The 15,580-nt window shown below is 65.0% G+C and carries 19 protein-coding genes and 1 tRNA gene; 8 read left to right on the forward strand and 12 right to left on the reverse strand.

Features of this window, described 5'->3' with window-relative positions; all coding sequences use genetic code 11:
• Positions 1–137: 137 nt before the first annotated feature.
• Positions 138–210: transfer RNA gene (locus ACWDLG_RS10635), tRNA-Arg, on the forward strand.
• 172 nt (positions 211–382) lie between these two features.
• Positions 383–1,042 (forward strand): HAD family hydrolase, encoded by a 660-nt coding sequence (locus tag ACWDLG_RS10640; RefSeq protein WP_449918239.1) that lies wholly within the window; start codon positions 383–385, stop codon positions 1,040–1,042.
• A 31-nt stretch (positions 1,043–1,073) separates the two neighbouring features.
• Here ACWDLG_RS10640 and ACWDLG_RS10645 read toward each other — a convergent pair whose 3' ends face one another.
• The 10 genes from ACWDLG_RS10645 to ACWDLG_RS10690 form a co-directional block, all read right to left on the reverse strand.
• Positions 1,074–1,949: a tyrosine-type recombinase/integrase gene (locus ACWDLG_RS10645; RefSeq protein WP_449918241.1), complete on the reverse strand. Its 876-nt coding sequence runs from the start codon at positions 1,947–1,949 to the stop codon at positions 1,074–1,076.
• A 50-nt stretch (positions 1,950–1,999) separates the two neighbouring features.
• Positions 2,000–2,443, reverse strand: a complete 444-nt coding sequence (locus ACWDLG_RS10650) for a hypothetical protein (RefSeq protein ID WP_449918242.1) — start codon at positions 2,441–2,443, stop codon at positions 2,000–2,002.
• Positions 2,440–2,631 (reverse strand): helix-turn-helix transcriptional regulator, encoded by a 192-nt coding sequence (locus tag ACWDLG_RS10655; protein WP_449918244.1) that lies wholly within the window; start codon positions 2,629–2,631, stop codon positions 2,440–2,442. Before ACWDLG_RS10655 ends, ACWDLG_RS10650 begins: the two co-directional genes overlap by 4 nt.
• Positions 2,624–3,976: a replication initiator gene (locus ACWDLG_RS10660; RefSeq protein WP_449918246.1), complete on the reverse strand. Its 1,353-nt coding sequence runs from the start codon at positions 3,974–3,976 to the stop codon at positions 2,624–2,626. Before ACWDLG_RS10660 ends, ACWDLG_RS10655 begins: the two co-directional genes overlap by 8 nt.
• 102 nt (positions 3,977–4,078) lie before the next feature.
• On the reverse strand, positions 4,079–4,201 hold the full coding sequence (locus tag ACWDLG_RS10665) for a hypothetical protein (RefSeq protein ID WP_327089209.1): 123 nt from the start codon (positions 4,199–4,201) through the stop codon (positions 4,079–4,081).
• The gene (locus ACWDLG_RS10670; RefSeq protein WP_449918250.1) at positions 4,198–4,374 is read right to left on the reverse strand and encodes a hypothetical protein; all 177 of its coding nucleotides are present in this window, start codon (positions 4,372–4,374) and stop codon (positions 4,198–4,200) included. Before ACWDLG_RS10670 ends, ACWDLG_RS10665 begins: the two co-directional genes overlap by 4 nt.
• A gap of 18 nt (positions 4,375–4,392) precedes the next feature.
• The gene (locus ACWDLG_RS10675; RefSeq protein ID WP_449918253.1) at positions 4,393–4,674 is read right to left on the reverse strand and encodes a hypothetical protein; all 282 of its coding nucleotides are present in this window, start codon (positions 4,672–4,674) and stop codon (positions 4,393–4,395) included.
• Between the two features lie 16 nt (positions 4,675–4,690).
• Positions 4,691–5,317, reverse strand: coding sequence for a DUF2637 domain-containing protein (locus tag ACWDLG_RS10680; protein WP_449918256.1), 627 nt, complete (start codon positions 5,315–5,317; stop codon positions 4,691–4,693).
• Between the two features lie 12 nt (positions 5,318–5,329).
• Entirely contained in the window at positions 5,330–6,709 is a 1,380-nt protein-coding gene (locus ACWDLG_RS10685; protein ID WP_449918258.1) for an FtsK/SpoIIIE domain-containing protein, read from the reverse strand.
• Entirely contained in the window at positions 6,706–7,044 is a 339-nt protein-coding gene (locus tag ACWDLG_RS10690) for an SCO3933 family regulatory protein (protein WP_449918260.1), read from the reverse strand. The genes ACWDLG_RS10685 and ACWDLG_RS10690 overlap by 4 nt, the downstream gene beginning before the upstream one ends.
• A gap of 125 nt (positions 7,045–7,169) precedes the next feature.
• Between ACWDLG_RS10690 and ACWDLG_RS10695 the strand changes: the two genes are divergently transcribed.
• The 4 genes from ACWDLG_RS10695 to ACWDLG_RS10710 all read left to right on the forward strand — a co-directional run bounded on the left by ACWDLG_RS10695 (position 7,170) and on the right by ACWDLG_RS10710 (position 10,020).
• Positions 7,170–7,538, forward strand: a complete 369-nt coding sequence (locus tag ACWDLG_RS10695) for a GntR family transcriptional regulator (RefSeq protein ID WP_358130388.1) — start codon at positions 7,170–7,172, stop codon at positions 7,536–7,538.
• Between the two features lie 258 nt (positions 7,539–7,796).
• A complete protein-coding gene (locus ACWDLG_RS10700; protein ID WP_449918262.1) occupies positions 7,797–8,834 on the forward strand; it encodes an AAA family ATPase in 1,038 nt (345 codons plus the stop codon).
• Complete coding sequence (locus ACWDLG_RS10705; protein ID WP_449918265.1) at positions 8,831–9,106, forward strand: hypothetical protein; 276 nt, start codon at positions 8,831–8,833, stop codon at positions 9,104–9,106. Before ACWDLG_RS10700 ends, ACWDLG_RS10705 begins: the two co-directional genes overlap by 4 nt.
• A complete protein-coding gene (locus ACWDLG_RS10710; protein WP_449918268.1) occupies positions 9,046–10,020 on the forward strand; it encodes a transposase in 975 nt (324 codons plus the stop codon). Before ACWDLG_RS10705 ends, ACWDLG_RS10710 begins: the two co-directional genes overlap by 61 nt.
• Positions 10,021–10,438: 418 nt before the next feature.
• Here the strand turns inward: ACWDLG_RS10710 and ACWDLG_RS10715 are convergent, their stop codons facing one another.
• Entirely contained in the window at positions 10,439–11,632 is a 1,194-nt protein-coding gene (locus ACWDLG_RS10715; RefSeq protein WP_449918271.1) for a hypothetical protein, read from the reverse strand.
• A 433-nt stretch (positions 11,633–12,065) separates the two neighbouring features.
• Between ACWDLG_RS10715 and ACWDLG_RS10720 the strand changes: the two genes are divergently transcribed.
• Together ACWDLG_RS10720 and ACWDLG_RS10725 are read left to right on the forward strand one after the other, a co-directional pair.
• Positions 12,066–12,473 (forward strand): hypothetical protein, encoded by a 408-nt coding sequence (locus ACWDLG_RS10720; RefSeq protein WP_449918274.1) that lies wholly within the window; start codon positions 12,066–12,068, stop codon positions 12,471–12,473.
• 873 nt (positions 12,474–13,346) lie between these two features.
• Positions 13,347–14,669 carry an IS701 family transposase gene (locus ACWDLG_RS10725; protein ID WP_449918653.1) on the forward strand — a complete coding sequence of 441 codons (1,323 nt, stop codon included), beginning with the start codon at positions 13,347–13,349 and terminating at the stop codon, positions 14,667–14,669.
• Here ACWDLG_RS10725 and ACWDLG_RS10730 read toward each other — a convergent pair.
• On the reverse strand, positions 14,666–15,520 hold the full coding sequence (locus tag ACWDLG_RS10730; protein WP_449918277.1) for a phosphoadenosine phosphosulfate reductase: 855 nt from the start codon (positions 15,518–15,520) through the stop codon (positions 14,666–14,668). The genes ACWDLG_RS10725 and ACWDLG_RS10730 overlap by 4 nt on opposite strands.
• Positions 15,521–15,580: the final 60 nt, after the last annotated feature.

Genomic DNA, 15,580 nt, shown 5'->3' on the forward strand with positions numbered 1-15,580 from the left:
GCCACGCACCGGATCTGATCACGGGACCGCTTGCCATGCCTTTACCGCCGACCAGAGCACCCGTGACCGATCCCGCGAAAGTTCCCTCGGGTCGATGTCACACGCAGTGCTCTGCTTTCGCTAGGCTAGGTGCGTCCGCCTCCGTAGCTCAGGGGATAGAGCACCGCTCTCCTAAAGCGGGTGTCGCATGTTCGAATCATGCCGGGGGCACACAGTTGATCAGCCATTTCGGCACCTGACCTGCGACCTCTCAGTCGCAGGTCTTTTGCTTGCTAGGCAGCCGTATGCCACCGTAGGCAGCCGTAGGACAGTGATCGCGGGATATATGCGGGATGATCTTGAGGGTGTTTCGGCAGCTCGCGCCCCTGATTGTGAGGCGCCTGTGCAGCGCCTAGCCCTCTTCGATCTCGACAACATGCTCATTGATCTCGACGCGGCGTTCGCGCGGTGGGCTACGGAGTTCGTCGCAGAACGCGGCCTCGACGCGGAAGCTGTCGACTGGCTGATAGCTCTGGACCAGGATGGCTTGCCGCATCGAGAGGCCTTCTTCGCGCGGACACGGGAACGCTTTGGGCTGCCCGATCCCGTCGAGGAGCTCTGGGCCGCCTACCGCGCTCGTATGCCGTTCCTCGTCCACTGCCGCCCTGAAGTACTGACCGGGCTGACGGAGCTACGTGAGGCTGGTTGGCGGGTGGCCATCGTCACCAACGGAACGGCCGACAACCAGCTCGGGAAGATTGAGCGCACCGGGTTGGCCGATGTAGTAGACGGCTATGCGCTGTCCGGCGCCGAGGGTGTTCGTAAGCCGGAGACGGCATTGTTCGATGTCGCGGCGCGGCGTTGCGGGCTGACACTCGTCGCCGGCGGATGGATGGTCGGCGACCGCCTTGGGGCGGACATCGCGGGCGGGCGTGCAGCAGGCTTGCGAACCATCTGGGTCAACCGCGACGGACATCCGGGACCAGACCACGGAGCGGATCACGTCGTCTCCGACGTCGTCGAGGCCATGGGCGTTCTTCGCACACAGGAAGGGCCCCGGTGAGACACCGAGGCCCTGTGTCCGCTGACGCTGATCACTCTTCCAGAGCGTTGTCGATCTTTCCGTTGATGGTCTCCCGCTGGCCGTCCAGGCACTTGGCGTAGACCCTGTTGAGGATCTCAACGCTGTTGCCCGCGCGAAGGGCGACCTCCGCGGCTGGCACGCCCGCATTGAGCCATAGGGACAGGGCAGCGTGCCGAAGGTCGTACGGCCGGGCGGCCAACGGGGAGCTCACCTGCGCTTCGGTAAATACGAGGGCACGAGCTTCCTGCCAGACGTAGGAGTATGCCGAGCTGGAGTAGGAGCCTCCCTTGGATGTGCGGAACAGGCGGCCGTCCTCCGCTGTGCCGTACGCCTTGATGTGGTCGCAGAGGATGGCGACCAACGCCGGTGGGATCGGGATCTCTCGCGTTTCCTTCTTGGCCCGGTGCTTGAGGCTGCGGGACTCGTGTGTCTGACCCGAGTTCGTCCATCGCTTGGTGCCCTGCGGTCTCGCCTTCTCCAGCACGATCAGTCCCCACCCCGACTCCGGCAGGGTGCAGTTCTTCAACCGCAGATCCGCCGCCTCCTCAGGTCGGAGACCCGCGTAGTAGATGCAGGCGAACATTGCCTTGAGCCGGACACCGCGAGTGCGACCGACCCGAGGCACAGCGTTTAGCAGTTCCTTCGCTTGCGTGGGATTGACGACGGTCCGAGGGTCGACGGCAGTAACCGCCTTCGGCGGCTTCCACTTGATCGTGTCCAGAGGGTTCGACGCGAAGGCCTTCTGTTCCACGGCTCGTTCCAGTAAGTGATGAAAGATCGCTCGCTTGCGCCGTACCGTGTTGGCCGCCGCCTCCTCCCCCGCGAACGTGACCGAGATGGCATCGAGGGCGCGGCGGAGTACGGACGGGTCTTGAAGCTCCTCCAACGGGAGAGACGCCTTCTGGAGCCAACCGAGAGCGAGTGTGCCCGCACGGTTCAACTCGTTGCGCCTGCCCTCGGGCAGGAGTGCATGGGACCGCAGAACCTTGCGAAGCTCGTCATCCTCCGGAAGACTGACACATCGTCGACGAGGGCGGGAACGAGCGACAGCAGCGCGTAGACCTCCGTCTCCCTTGTCCGCGGCGCCGTCCCTTGCCATCTACTGATCACATACTTTTGCGCGAACTCTAGAAAAGAGGGCCCTGCGGGTTCTGGCTCAGCGTTGAGCATCGAGACCGGCAGACCTGTCGCGATGTCGAAGAGCTCGCCGGCCTTTGCCGCCTGCCTGAGGTCGGACAGGAAGCTGTCAGCCAATCCCTTTGTGCGGAAGCTCTTCGACTTGGACTTTCGGGCCACGGTCCAGCGCACTACGAAGGAGATCGCCTTACCTTGGGTCTTGCGCTGGGTCTCCCAGAACTTCACGTCATAGCTGGTCGTCATGACGCCTCCCGAAGTCCGTCGAGCCAGGCGTCCAGGTCGCTTCTCCAGACACGCAGTTCCTCGTTGGGGTACTGGACGCAGACAGGCGCCTTGCCCAGCTCTCTCCACCGGTAGAAGGTCCGGCGCGAGACGCCGTTCAGCTCCTCCAAGACTTCGGGGAGGGTCAGAAGCTTGTCCCTATCACGCATCCGGACTCACCTCCAGCCGGAGGGAGGCCAGGAGCGCGTCCTCCGGCGAGAGACCCTTGCCGACGTACTCCCAATGGGAGATGACAAGGACGGTGTCTTCATCGAAGAGGGGCAGGCGGCCGGTGGTGACCGCCTCGGCTCGGGCGTGCTCGGTGCGGTAAGCGCGGATGTCGCCCATGGTGGTGGAGTAGTGGCGGGACTTGGTGGAGAAGTGGCCGCGGAAGCCGAGCATGTGGGCCCACTGGATCAACCGCAGGTCGGCCAGCTCGTCGAGGGCTCCCAGGCGCAGGCAGGCGGCGATGAGGCGGCGGGCGTGGTCGCGGATCGGGAGGGTGTCGAGGTCGGTCAGTGGGTTGATGCGCTGGTCGAGGGCGCCGACGCATTCAGCGGCCTTGGTGGCGTACTTGGCGACGTAGGAGGCGACCGCCTGCTCGGTGAGGTCGCCGTCCATGGCGATGCGCCGGATGTCGAGCTGGGTGCCCCATCGCAGGACCCTCGCCGGCTCGCCGCCCGCGGCCGGGATGGGGACGGTCACGGCGGAGGCCGCGTGCCGTACGGCGTCCGCCAGGGCCTCGGCGCTCGCCCAGGGCGGTGGTGGGGATTCGGGGCCGTCCGGGCCGTCGAGGCGGATGACGGCGTGGAGGTGGACGACGCCGCGTCGCTGGTATTCGGCCACCTTGGCGAAGGAGATCGTCACCTTCTCCTTCAGCGCCTTGAGGGTCAGGCCGGACAGTTTGGCGAAGCGCCGGCGCAGGGCTTCGGTGAAGCGACGCCACAGCTCGGGGGCTATGGCGTTGAACAGGACCGAGCCGGAGTGGTCGTAGCAGTCGGGGCACAAGGGTTCGCCGAGGCGGGGGTCGTCGGCGCTGTGCGTGGCCGTACAGGACAGGACGCGCCCGTGCGGGCAGGTGCGGGTGTTGCGGCGCGGGTGGCACGGCAGGGGCTTGGCGCCGCGCTGGCGGCGGGTGTGGACGAGGCCGAAGGAGGGGGCGGTGAGGGTGACGAACAGGCACGGGTGCGTGGCCACCGTGGGAGGCACCCCTTTGCCGCCGACGAGTCCGGCGCGGATCAGATGGTAGGTGTCGGTGCGGTAGGTCTCGGCACAGGACGGGCAGCGGGAGGCGCGGCGGGTCTTGCAGGGGACGCGCAGGATGCCGCCGGGTTCGGTGGCGGTGGTGTAGGTGTGCAGGCGGCGTCCGGTGGCGGGGTCGATGTGCAGGACGTGGCCGCGCAGGTGGATGGGCTGTCGGCAGCCGCCGGTACGGCGGATCTGGGCGGCCCAGCGCTCGTGGTCGGGATCGTCGAGCCGGGCGATGAGCTCGGCAAGGGTGTGGGGGCTTGCCATGATGGGGCTGTCCCTTCCGGGCTTGGTGGTTCGGTTCGGGATGGCCCCCGACGTGACGGACGTCTTGGCGGATGTGTGGTCACGCCGGGGGCGCCGAAGGCGTCAGCAGTAGCCGTGGCCTTCGCAGTGCGGGCAGTTGTCGCCGTAGCTGTCGATGCCGGTCCCGCCGCAGGTGCAGCACTGGTGTCGGGGCGGGGCTGCGGGCGGGATGGGCTCTTCGCTCATGTGATCCACCTCCTTTCCGCCGAGCGGTCGGGGGCGGTGTTGATGAACACGCGCCAGGTGTACGGCCGGCCGGTCGTCAGCAGGCGCGAGACGGAGCCGACCGGCAGGACTGCGCGGATCTGGCGGACGGCGTGGGCGAGTTCGGCGTGGGTGCCGTCGATGCGGATGCGCATGGAATCTCCTTGGGGGTGTCAGGCGGCGGGGCGGGTGCGGGCGGAGGCGAGGATGGCCACTGCGCGGTAGGCCGCGGGGCCGAAGGCCCGGACCGCCCGGTAGTGGCCGCTGTGCTCCGAGGGGACGGTCTCGAGGACGATCGCGGCCCGGTTGACGAAGTGGCGCATCTCCTCGTCGGTGCCGTCGTCGTCGGGGAAGGCGTAGGCGTCGACGGAGTCGGGGACGGGCAGGCTGGGGTTGGCTTCCAGGAAGGCTGCGAGGTCGATCAGGCCGTTGATGAGGTCGTCGCGGGTGGTCATCGTCTTCTCCTTCAAGTCAGGCAGGGCTGTCGCGCAGGGTGCGCAGCAGGTCTGAGGCGAGTTGGCTGGAGACGCCCAGCCGGGCGCGCAGGGTGTCGCGGGTGATGGGCTTGCCGTGGCGTGCCTGGTGTTCGTGAGCGACGCGGCGGGCGTAGTCGAGCAGTTCGGACACCGGCCCGTTCTCGTGCGGTACGGCAGGCGGGGTCGGCTCCGGTACTGCGGACGGAACGAGAACGAGGTCCGAGGACGGTTCGGGACGGCGTTCGGAGGCGCGGCGCTCCAGCATCGAGACCGCGACCAGAAAGGCGCCGGCCGGTGTGGCGGCGGTGATCCACCCCCACGGGGAGGGTTCGGCTTGGGCGAGGTTGGCGGCCAACGAGAGGACGATCCCGCTCGTCAGGACGAGGGTCGGCCAGGAGACCCAGCCGGTCCGTTCCCGTCCGGTCTTGCGGTCCCGCTGCCGTTCCCGCGCGGCCATGACGCAGGTGAGATCGACGCAAACCGCGACCGCCCAAGCCATCCAGCCCGTCTGGCCGTGCTCGGTGGCGGTGTCGCGGATGTGGGTGAAGCTGCCCGCTCCGGCGATCACGGCGAGGATCAGCACGGGGGCGGTGTCTGCCAGGCGAGCGGCGTTGAGGGTCATCGGTTCCTCCTTTCAGGCGGCCAGTTCTGGGTTGCCGCTGCCGGGCAGCTCGTGGCCGAGGCCGCTTGCGGCGACCTGGGCCCAGGACGGGGTGAGGTCGGCGAAGGTGTGGGCGGCTTGTTCGGCGGCTTCGGTGGAGACGTAGCCGGACCGGGCCCGGTACCAGCGGCCGTCCGAGCCGGTGATCACGGCGACGCCGGGCATCTCGGGAGCGATGGACCGGGCGGCGACCAGAGCGTCGGGGTCGAGATCGCCGAGGGTCATCACCGCGGTTTCGGGGTCGTTGACGCGGTGGCAGACACGTCCGCCGATCTGAGCCCGCAGCGCGGTCACTCCAGGGCCGAGGTCGGAGCCGATGCGCTGACCGGACAGGAGAAGGTGAATGCCGAAGGCGCGGCCGAGCTGAGCGATGCGCAGCAGGGCGGTTGCCGTACGGGTGACCTGGTCCTTTTCGGCCTTGTCAGCGGTCAGGAACAGTTCGGCCAGCTCGTCGACCAGGACCACGACCGGGATGGGGCGCAGCGCGTCGGGGAGCTGCCAGATGTCGCGCACTCCGTGCCGGCGGCAGGCCAGCATTCGCGAGCCCATGACGGTGATGAGGTCGGCCAGCAGGTCGAGGCACTGTTCGCGGGTGGTGGCCAGCGCGGACAGCCGAGGGCCGTAGACCGACAGTTCGACGCCGCCTTTGAGGTCGAAGCCGACCATGGCGACCGGTTGCGGGGACAGCCCGACGATGAGGGCGTTGAGCAGGTTCGACTTGCCTGATTGGGTGGCGCCCGCGTTGATCCAGTGCGGGATGAGCCGGAAGTCCATCCGCCAGGCGGCGCCGGTCTCCAGCACACCGACGATCGGCCGCAGCAGGTCATCAGCGCACCAGCCACCTGACGGCTCGGTCGGGGGTACGGCCGGAGCGACGTGGGTCAGCGGATCCTGGGTGATGCCTTGCAGGGTGACGCGGCCAGGCCGGGAGCCGACGACGCGGACCGCCTCGATGCGCCAGGCGTGGGCGAGCCGTTCGCAGACCTTCGCGTAGTCGTCGGGGACCTGGCCGTCGAGGAGGTGGAAGGTGATGCGGAAGCCGTTCCGTGTTGGCTTGGGCAGGCCCATCCATGGCTTGGTGTCGACGGCGACCCGCTGGAAGCGGCGCTTGACGCGGACGACGCCGGTGGAGGCGACCAGGCCGGGGATGGTGGTGAACCACCAGCGCTGCCGCTTCTTGGTCAGCCCGCATCCGGAGGCGACGTGCCGCCAGGACCAGCGCAGCCACACGGCCTTGCGGGGGAAGACGAACAGGTACCAGTAGGAGACCGGCGCCCAGCGCCGCCACAGGATCAGGACAAGCAGCGCGGCGTGGGCCTTGACGGCGGGATGGTGAATGTCGATGTCGATCACTGGCCCACCGCCGTTCTTCCGGCACCGGCCGGGATGAACGTCTGCGCTCGGTAGGAGATGCCCCATCGGCCGCCGGCCTCCCAGACGTAGCCGAGCAGGCCCACGGGGACGACTTCGTCACCGACGTTGATCTGTGGTTCGGGAGTCGTGCTGACCTTGACGAGCTCCATGCGGCTGGACTCGTCCTCGAACAGCAGCGTCAGTTCGTACATGACGTTGCCGTCCTTGTCGCGCTTGATCTCGCCGGTGTCCTTGCTGACCAGGCGCGGCTTGGGGGCCTTGACGCAGGTGATCTGGAGCTTGGTGACGTCGACGGGGATGGGGATGGCTCGCATGATCTTCCCTTTAATCGGGGGGATGCTTAGAAGACATGGAACACTTGGAATTCTAAGTTGTCAAGGCGTTCTTTGACCGCTTGGTTGCGGTGTGCTCAACTTGGGAGGAACAGAGGAGGGCGCAGATGGTGGAGAAGTCCGGCCGACCGGCCTACTTGCAGATCGTCGACGACCTGAGCGAGCAGATCCGCCGCGGGACGTTGGCGCCTGGCGCGGCGCTGCCCTCCATCGCCCAGCTCGGCGAGCGCTACGACGTGTCGGCCAGCGTGATCAAGTCGGCCATCAGCGTGCTCCGCACTCAAGGTCTGGTCGTCGGCCAGCAGGGCAAGGGCGTATTCGTCAGCGAAGCCCAACCCGCGGCCGGCCCCGCCGAAGACCTCGACGGCGAAGTCCTGGCCCAGTTGGCCGAGATGCGCCGCACCCTCAAGGAATTGGGGGATCGGCTTGCGGCTCTTGAGTCGGCCGTGTTCCCAAAGCCGAAGCGATCTCGCTGACTCGGCAGGTCAACTCCTCCAGCTCCACCCTGATCTCAGCCAGTTCCCCGATGATGCGGTACCGGTGCGACTCCATCGCCATCTCCTTGTGTTTCGCTCTTTCGGAGTGGCTTAAGTTCACCGTGACCAGCGGATTTCCGGTATCACGCGGATCTAGTTAAGCTTCTTCAGTTCGGCTCAACGGCATTTACACGTCTGTTTTCACATGCACGACCCGCACACCGCGCACCGCCCCCAGTGTGAAGGCGAAGGTATGCAATGAAGACGACCCAGCGAACCGGCTGGACCCCTTCTCGCCTGCGCGAACACCGCGAGGCGCACGGCCTCACCCTCGAAGCCGCAGGCGAGCGGCTACGCCAGGCCGCCGCTCGGCACGGCTTGACCGTCCCGGCGGCCAACTTCCAAACCTTGTGGGGACACGAGCAGGGAACGGTGTTTCCCGGCCCGCACTACCGACGCGCTTACTGCCTGCTTTACCAGGCCAGCGAACCTGAACTGGGTTTTCGTCCAGCTTTGCCCGGTGAATCACAGAAAGCGGAAATTGTGATTTCTGAATTGCCTCCACCGGCAGACCCCGCCGCGGACAATGCCGCCGCCCAGGTCATCGAGGAAGCGTTCACCAAGGTCTCCATCGGCGGCATCGAACCGGGCGACTCACCACAGGCCCTCCTGCGCAACCGCGTGGTCGACGCCTGGCGCCGTCGACACGGCGGAGGCAGTCCCAAGCCGATCCTCGTCCTGGTCGGCGGATACGCCGGATCAGGCAAGACCGAGTTCTCCCGCTTCCTGTCGGACATCACCGGATGGGCGTTCCTGGACAAGGACTCCCTCACGCGGCGCATCGTCGAGCGGCTCCTGATCTCGCTCGGCGGCGATCCCAACGACCGGCATACGGACCTGTACCTCAAGGAAGTCCGGCCGCTGGAGTACCGGTGCCTGATGGAGACCGCCTGGGACAACCTCAACATCGGCACCTCCACCATCCTGTCGGCGCCGTTCATCGCGGAACTAAAGGACGAAGCCTGGTTCACCCGCCTGGAGAACCGGTGCGCGGCCAAGGGCATCGACGTCGCGGCGATCTGGGTGCGGTGCGATCCCGAGTCCATGCGCGAGTACATCGAGTTCCGCGGCGCCGCGCGCGACGCCTGGAAGCTGGACAACTGGGACCAGTACGCCGAAGGGCTGGCCGTCGACAGCAGCCCGCCCACCGCGCACGTCACCGTCGACAACCGGCTCGGCGCCGCCATCAGCCTCGCCGACCAGACCCGCGAAGCGCTCAAGCGGATCCTCGCGTGAGCCTGCAAGGGATCGTCCTGTACGGGCCGCCCGCCAGCGGCAAGGACACCGTCACCGCCGCCCTGCGTCGCCTCGACCCGCGGTTCGTCCTGCTGCCCAAGCTCAAGGTCGGCACCCGGACGAGCCGCAGGGTACGAGGGCGGTGTTCGGTGCCCCGGCTGTGGGAGAAGCCGCTTTTGCGCTGCGGCTGGCCGATCGGCTGCGCCCTGACATGCTGGTGCTGGCCGACCGGGCGTTCGACGCCGATGCGTTCCTGCAGCAGGTCGCCGTGACCGGCGCCGCCCTGCTGGTGCGTATCCGCACCTGCCGCAGGCCGCCGGTGCTGGCCCAACTGCCCGACGGGTCATTCCTGTCGATGCTGGCCGGTCTCCAGGTCCGCATCATCGACGCGGAAGTGATCGTGACGTTAGCCGACGGCCGCCGTGTCCAGGGCCGCTACCGACTTATCACCACCCTGACCGACCACCGCGTTGACCCCGCCGAGCGGCTGATCCGGCTCTACCACGAGCGCTGGGAGATCGAATCGGCGTACCTGGCACTGCGGCACACCCTGCTCACCGGCACCGTCCTGCGCTCGGGCGACCCGGCCGGCGTCGAACAGGAGATGTGGGCCACCCTCACCCTCTACCAGGTGCTGCGCCGCGCCATGACCGACGCCGTGGAGACCAGCCCGGGGACCGACCCCGACCGGGCCTGCTTCACCACCGCCCTGGACACCGCCCGCGAGCAGGTCATCACCGCCCACGCCATCGTGCCCGGCACCGATGACATCGACCTCCTGGGAACAATCGGCCGGGCCGTCCTGGCGGGCCTGCTGCCAGCACGCCGCCCGCGGCTGGGCATCCGCAAGGTCAAATCCCGATCTCCCGCTACCACACTCACCGCAGCGACGACCGGCCACCAGGCAGCATCGCCATCACCGACCTGCAGTTCCTCATCCACCAAGGCCGCACTGCACCACCACCCTCGGTCCCCACCCCGCCAAGATCATGGGCCCTGGACCGCCACCTGGCCGACGCCACCCGTCCTGCACCTCGCACCGCGAAGACCACCACACCCTTGCGCGCGGGCCGCAAAGAACGTGTCCTGGCCCTGTTCAAGGCTGAACCGGACCGCTCTTGGCACTCAAGAGAAGTCGGACAGCTCATTGACGCCCCCGATCTGCATAGCTTCGGCGTTCAGATGAGCCAATGGGCACGTGAAGGCATCATCCGCAAGGTCGGCCGCGGCACTTACACGCTGCCTTGACACGACAGCACCACCGCTAACTACGCGGCCTTGCCTCAAGGGCTCCTCAAGGGCGGACCGCTGCGCGGTCCGCCGGGCGCGCTGGCCTGTCTGCGTGCCCGGCTGCGGCTCTTCGGCCGGTCCGGGCACGCACCGCCCAGCGCGCCCACAGATGTCAGACGTCACCAGTTAACGCCGTGACGATCGCTCACTTCGGCGATCTCCGAACCGGCGGGGCGATCGGCTGCCGCGCGGCTTCCGGTGCTCGGGCCTGGCGGCCCTGCGCTCCGGGTCCGCTTGCCACCGGATAACGGGGTTCTCCGACTGTCGACGGACGGCCCCACGTGCCGGGCTAGGTACAAGCAGCGGGGCCCTAGCTAGGCAGGACCATTGGAAACTTGCACCTCATACTTCTTGAAGTGCACACTAGATGAAATGCTATAAGCGACAGAGCGTAGGGCCAGGACATATTTCACATATTCTTCCCCACCCAGACTCTGCCCTTCCTTGCCTGAAATAGCAGATCTAGCATCTGACGCCTCATGCACTAGAATGTTTCTTCGTTCCTTAATGTCGATAAGCGTGCTGTAGGTTGCTTCATGACGCTTACCTTTATAAACATACCAAGCCTTGTAGGGATCGCGCTTGAAGCGGAAAGCACTCTTGAGAAAGTTGATCATTCCATGGATTGAGCGACCATTTGAGCGGAGCCTCTCGATCTCCATGTCGATCAGTTCTTGGCGTAGACTCTCTATCGAAGAGAGCTTGTGAGACATCGAAAATAGCTGCTCATAGGACAGGCTCTCCTTCTTTCCTGCCGACTCGAGTATTACCTGAGGATGTCTTGCCAAGAGTTCCTCAATCGTCTCTCGAAGAAACACTTCGAAGCTGGTCCACTGAAGCAGGAAGGCTGCGCGAAATAGGAGAAATTCGGCCCGTTTTACTACTTCGCCGACCTTCCCTAGCGAACTGGCCAACTTTAGGAAATGCTTTTGAGCCGCCTTGGCCTGCACCGGGTCGGATGGATCAAATGTTAAATCGGCCGCAACCTTGGCCCTAACCATAGCATTCAACTTGATACGGCGAAAACCGATCTCGGGCGCCTTAAAATCTGCTTCTCTCTCGCTTTCAGGCGGCCAAAGAATGACCGGGGCGCCATCGGAAAGGCGGATCCGAACCGGACCAAGCAGGCCAGCCTCCGCCTGATTGGCTACATCCTGAAGATTTCGACCCGTTTTCTGCGCGTATTCTTCATATAAAAGCCAGCCGGCCGACATTTCAAGAATGTCTCCAATGGCGACATCGGCCATTGAAAACGACCGACGCCCAGACGTCGAATTGTCAAACGTAGTACCGGCGAGCTGTTCTGGCGGAGTGGAAAGAAGGAGTTGCTGGGAAAGCGCGTATGATATCGAGGTGAGTGAGATAAGTTCCTCGATTTCCTCAGTCCTGGCGACATAGGCAGCGTAAGGTGAGAACCCTTCCAGGTTGCGAGGAGGAGCCGAGGAATCATCATTGGTTATCTCGATATTGTTGATGTTCGCGCCTTCCGGCAACCCAGACATGTCCATAGGAGCATCTTAGCCTGGTTCCACGGCGTGAAGCCTGAAGTTCGAGCCTGAAAGTCACATGAGGTGCCATTTGAGCTGGGAGAATGAGTGCTCTTTATGCTGCCGTCGGCCCACTGCGAAGGACACCTCGTAAGTTAGAAGCCTTTTCGGGGGTGTGAGCTGGGGTGACATGGTGGTGGCTGCAAGCCCCCATGAACACGAGGGAGGAACTGTGAGGGGATACCTCAAGATCCCGAGCAAGGCGGATCTGCCCCATTGTCGATCGCGGCCTCGTAGAACGCGTCGGCGAGCGCCACGATGATTCCCTTGATCGTAGGCCCGTCGGGTTCAAGCGGATCGATCCATCGCAGATCAGAGGGGCCTGGAAGCCGGGCAAGTACGGGAGCGCTGACGACGTCTGGATTCCGAACCCCCACTACGTGCCGAGGTGAGCATGCACGACCTCGAGTTGGTCAACTTGGCGGACGAATCCCTTCTGCCATGCCAGGTGACAACGCAGACCGATGACGAGACGTACGAGCTCCGGCTGAACTGCGCTGGCGCTTCACCGATCAAGGTTCGCTCGTCGATCGACTTCGAAGACGCCTTGCGCCAGCTGAGAGCGGAGCTGGAACAGCAGAACCTGCTGTTGCTCTGTAACCGGTTCCGCCGCGATGCGTTCGTCTCCTCGATGTCGCGTCAGATGAGTGAGGGCCTGTCGTGCTACCTGGTCGTCACGGGGGAGCCCGTATCACCGGAATTGCTCGTCGAGAGCCTCGGCCCCGCGCCCAGGAGCGATGTCGTCACCGCTGACGAGGCGTCGAAGTTCATCAACGAATGGATCGCCAGCTTCGACGACTAACGAGTCTCCCCGAGCAGGCCATCGGTCCTCGGTCAGTCCCATGCCGCGCCGGCAAGAGGTCGCTAGCCACGATGATCTTGCTAACGCCGATGCTAACAACGTCCCTGGACAGCGGTAGACGCCCGTGGACGATCTCGAACTGGCTACGGATCAGAAGGCGGCACGGTGGCTGAGGCCGTGACGATCGCAGACTTCGGTGCCCGCCATACGGGCTGGGGTGATCGCCGGCAAGGCCCTCCTACATCGGGCCCTGCCACCGGGGTAACCATGGCTGAGGTGACAGCAGCGCTGACAGCAACGTCCCCACACGCCCACGCACTCGCGCCACCGTCCACATGCGCCTGACCACGGTCTCGATCAGCTGAGCAAGGCGATTGGTCCGCCTGAAAAGCGGACGGTCAGACTGCCTCGCCGCTTCCGATGCTTGGGCCTCGAGCCAGATGGCAAAAGCGCGTGGCCAACCCCCGCTCCTGCCTTTTCACCCAGGTTGAACGCTTCCAGGAGCCCCTCTAATGTGAATTTGTTGAAGGTGCTGTTCTGGTTGGCGAACATCCGCGTGTCCATCTGGCTCGCTCACAGGGAACATCCTGAATCCAGATACTCGGACAGAGTTTTGTTCTGGTCGTCGCCCTCGTTCCGGTAGGTCGCCTTCAGATCCAGGTCCGCAAACCGTCGGGCTTCCCTCTGACAGGTAATGAACCCTGACCTTTCAACCTCTATACGCAAACTAGTACTCCAGCCGCAGATTGGGATCTTGCTGGGTGGGCCGCTCAGCGGGTGAGGCCAAGGTGCGTACGTAGGTACGTCACAGAGGAACGACCACCGCTGTGATCATTCAGGTGTGTTGGAACTGAAGATCATGCGGTGGCCGCGATGGCCAGATTAGAACACCTGGACCCCGCTCGTCTGCATGCTGGGCTGGACGACGCATTCGCGCTGGTAGCAGGCCGGTTCAAACGGCGCGAGCCGCGACTGCGAGCGCGTCGATGCATCGAGGGACTTCTGTCCGGGCTGGAGCGCAAGACCAGTTGGTCACTGGCCGAATACGCCGGTGAAGCCACACCGGATGGCATGCAACGCTTGTTCACCACGGCTCGGTGGGACGTCGACGGCGTGCGCGACGATATACGCAACTACGTGGTCAACCACCTCAGCCAAGCCGATGGGGTGCTGGTCGGCGATGACACCGGTTTCGAGAAGAAGGGCGCATGCTCAGCCGGGGTGCAACGACAGTACACCGGCACCGCAGGAAAGATCACCAACTGTCAGATCGGCGTCTTCCTCGGCTACGCCACCCTTCGTGGCCGGGCCATCGTTGACCGCGAACTCTACCTCCCGCGCGACTCCTGGATCGCCGATCCAAGGCGATGTGCGGCGGCTAAGGTACCTGATGAGGTCACCTTCGCGACCAAGCCGCAACTCCTGCAAACCATGATCGAGCGAGCCATCACCCACGGCGTGCCGTTCGGCTGGATCACCGCCGACGAGGCCTACGGCGACAACGGGCCGCTACGCCGCTTCCTTGAACAACGCCACCTTAACTACGTCCTAGCCGTCGCTCGCGTCCATCACATCACCACCCGGGTGGGCACCATCCGCGCCGACGTCATGGCCGCGAAGATCCCCAGATCAGGATGGCAGCGTCTGTCCTGCGGCCCGGGCGTCAAGGGTGAGCGACGCTATGACTGGGCCCTGATCGCCACCACCAGCCCGATCCATCACCTGTTGATCCGGCGCTCCATCAGCAAGCCATCCGAGCTGGCCTTCTACCTATGCCACACCCCTGCCCCAGCGCCTCTACACCGACTGGTGACGGTGGCCGGCACCCGCTGGAGCATCGAAGAATGCTTCCAAACCGGCAAGAACGAGACCGGCCTCGACCACTACCAAGTCCGGCTCTATTCCGCCTGGTACAGGCACATCACCCTGGTCATGTTCGCCTTGGCTTTCCTGGCCGTCACCCGCGCGTCCCTATGCGACCAGCCCACCAGCGCGCCCACCGACCCCGCCCACGACCTGATCACGATCTCCGCCAACGAAATCCGACGCATGTTCGCCTTGTTGACCCGACCGACGCCGAACCAGGACCGTGCCTGGCACTGGTCGCGATGGCGGCGACGCCATCAGACCCAAGCTCGCCGGTCCCACTACCAGCGACAACGCATCAAAGAGCCCAATCTGCGGCTGGAGTACTAGGTCATGCACCAACCCGAGTCGCAGGTGCCGTCCGGTTCATCCGCCGAGTCGGACATCGTGTTCGCGGGGATAGCGGCAGCGAGAGGGCGCCCATAGCGCGTGAGGTACACCGCGTCGCGTCCGAGAACCTTCCTGCGCTGGTTAATTATGTCTTCCAAGTGAGCGGCTTCTGAGAACAGTGCGGGCTCCTCCTGTCGTAGCTGACGCCAGCCTTGCGCAGTCTTGAAAGGGCAGAAGAAGCAGGCGCTCTTGGGCGGGACGGGCAAGCCCGCCTCTCTGATGATCGCCTCGCAGTCTGCTCTGTGCAATCCGAGGTCCAGCAGGGGGTATGCGACGTTCTCATGCCGTTCCGCTCGGCGCCGGTTTGCGCGATGGATCTCATCCACCGAGATTCCGATTCCGACCGTGGCAGGGGCGTCTGCAGTGGCGCCGTGGTCTCGTAGCCACCGCCCAATGACTTTGATCTTGAAGTCGGCGGTGCAGGAGCGACGTCCAGGTGCTCCATTGGCCATCCGCACCGGAATAGGAATCGATCGGCTCTCGGGGCGCTTCAACTGTTGCATGAGCGTCTCGGTGGAACCGTCACGTCGTTTGCGGTCGAGCTGTTTGAGTTCGAGCCCGTGCCGCGTTGCGTAGGGGGTGGCGACCTCGCGTAGGTAGGCGAGAGTGGCGGGATGTTCGCTGTCATCGCCGACGTTGGCGAACAGAAACATGCGGTAGGGGAGGCGGTCTTGAGCGGCAAGGACTAACAGGGCAGTCGACTGGACTCCGCCTCCGTACGAAACGACTTTCAGGCAAGGCTCTTCGGCGTGCTCCGACAGAGCTGTCGGATAGCTCTCGATGCTGGACATGCCTTGGCTCCCTCTGCGGTGATACGGCTGCAGCATGAGATGCTATATTGACACGTGACC

The organism is Nonomuraea sp. NPDC003727, assembly GCF_053586935.1.

Bases quoted from the DNA above. Each gene is read 5' to 3' on its own strand.
- ACWDLG_RS10650 (WP_449918242.1), bottom strand. From the start codon at position 2,443: ATGACGACCAGCTATGACGTGAAGTTCTGGGAGACCCAGCGCAAGACC.
- ACWDLG_RS10655 (WP_449918244.1), bottom strand. From the start codon at position 2,631: ATGCGTGATAGGGACAAGCTTCTGACCCTCCCCGAAGTCTTGGAGGAG.
- ACWDLG_RS10660 (WP_449918246.1), bottom strand. From the start codon at position 3,976: ATGGCAAGCCCCCACACCCTTGCCGAGCTCATCGCCCGGCTCGACGAT.
- ACWDLG_RS10665 (WP_327089209.1), bottom strand. From the start codon at position 4,201: ATGAGCGAAGAGCCCATCCCGCCCGCAGCCCCGCCCCGACACCAGTGC.
- ACWDLG_RS10670 (WP_449918250.1), bottom strand. From the start codon at position 4,374: ATGCGCATCCGCATCGACGGCACCCACGCCGAACTCGCCCACGCCGTC.
- ACWDLG_RS10675 (WP_449918253.1), bottom strand. From the start codon at position 4,674: ATGACCACCCGCGACGACCTCATCAACGGCCTGATCGACCTCGCAGCC.
- ACWDLG_RS10680 (WP_449918256.1), bottom strand. From the start codon at position 5,317: ATGACCCTCAACGCCGCTCGCCTGGCAGACACCGCCCCCGTGCTGATC.
- ACWDLG_RS10690 (WP_449918260.1), bottom strand. From the start codon at position 7,044: ATGCGAGCCATCCCCATCCCCGTCGACGTCACCAAGCTCCAGATCACC.
- ACWDLG_RS10695 (WP_358130388.1), top strand. From the start codon at position 7,170: ATGGTGGAGAAGTCCGGCCGACCGGCCTACTTGCAGATCGTCGACGAC.
- ACWDLG_RS10700 (WP_449918262.1), top strand. From the start codon at position 7,797: ATGAAGACGACCCAGCGAACCGGCTGGACCCCTTCTCGCCTGCGCGAA.
- ACWDLG_RS10710 (WP_449918268.1), top strand. From the start codon at position 9,046: ATGCTGGTGCTGGCCGACCGGGCGTTCGACGCCGATGCGTTCCTGCAG.
- ACWDLG_RS10715 (WP_449918271.1), bottom strand. From the start codon at position 11,632: ATGGACATGTCTGGGTTGCCGGAAGGCGCGAACATCAACAATATCGAG.
- ACWDLG_RS10720 (WP_449918274.1), top strand. From the start codon at position 12,066: ATGCACGACCTCGAGTTGGTCAACTTGGCGGACGAATCCCTTCTGCCA.
- ACWDLG_RS10725 (WP_449918653.1), top strand. From the start codon at position 13,347: ATGGCCAGATTAGAACACCTGGACCCCGCTCGTCTGCATGCTGGGCTG.
- ACWDLG_RS10730 (WP_449918277.1), bottom strand. From the start codon at position 15,520: ATGTCCAGCATCGAGAGCTATCCGACAGCTCTGTCGGAGCACGCCGAA.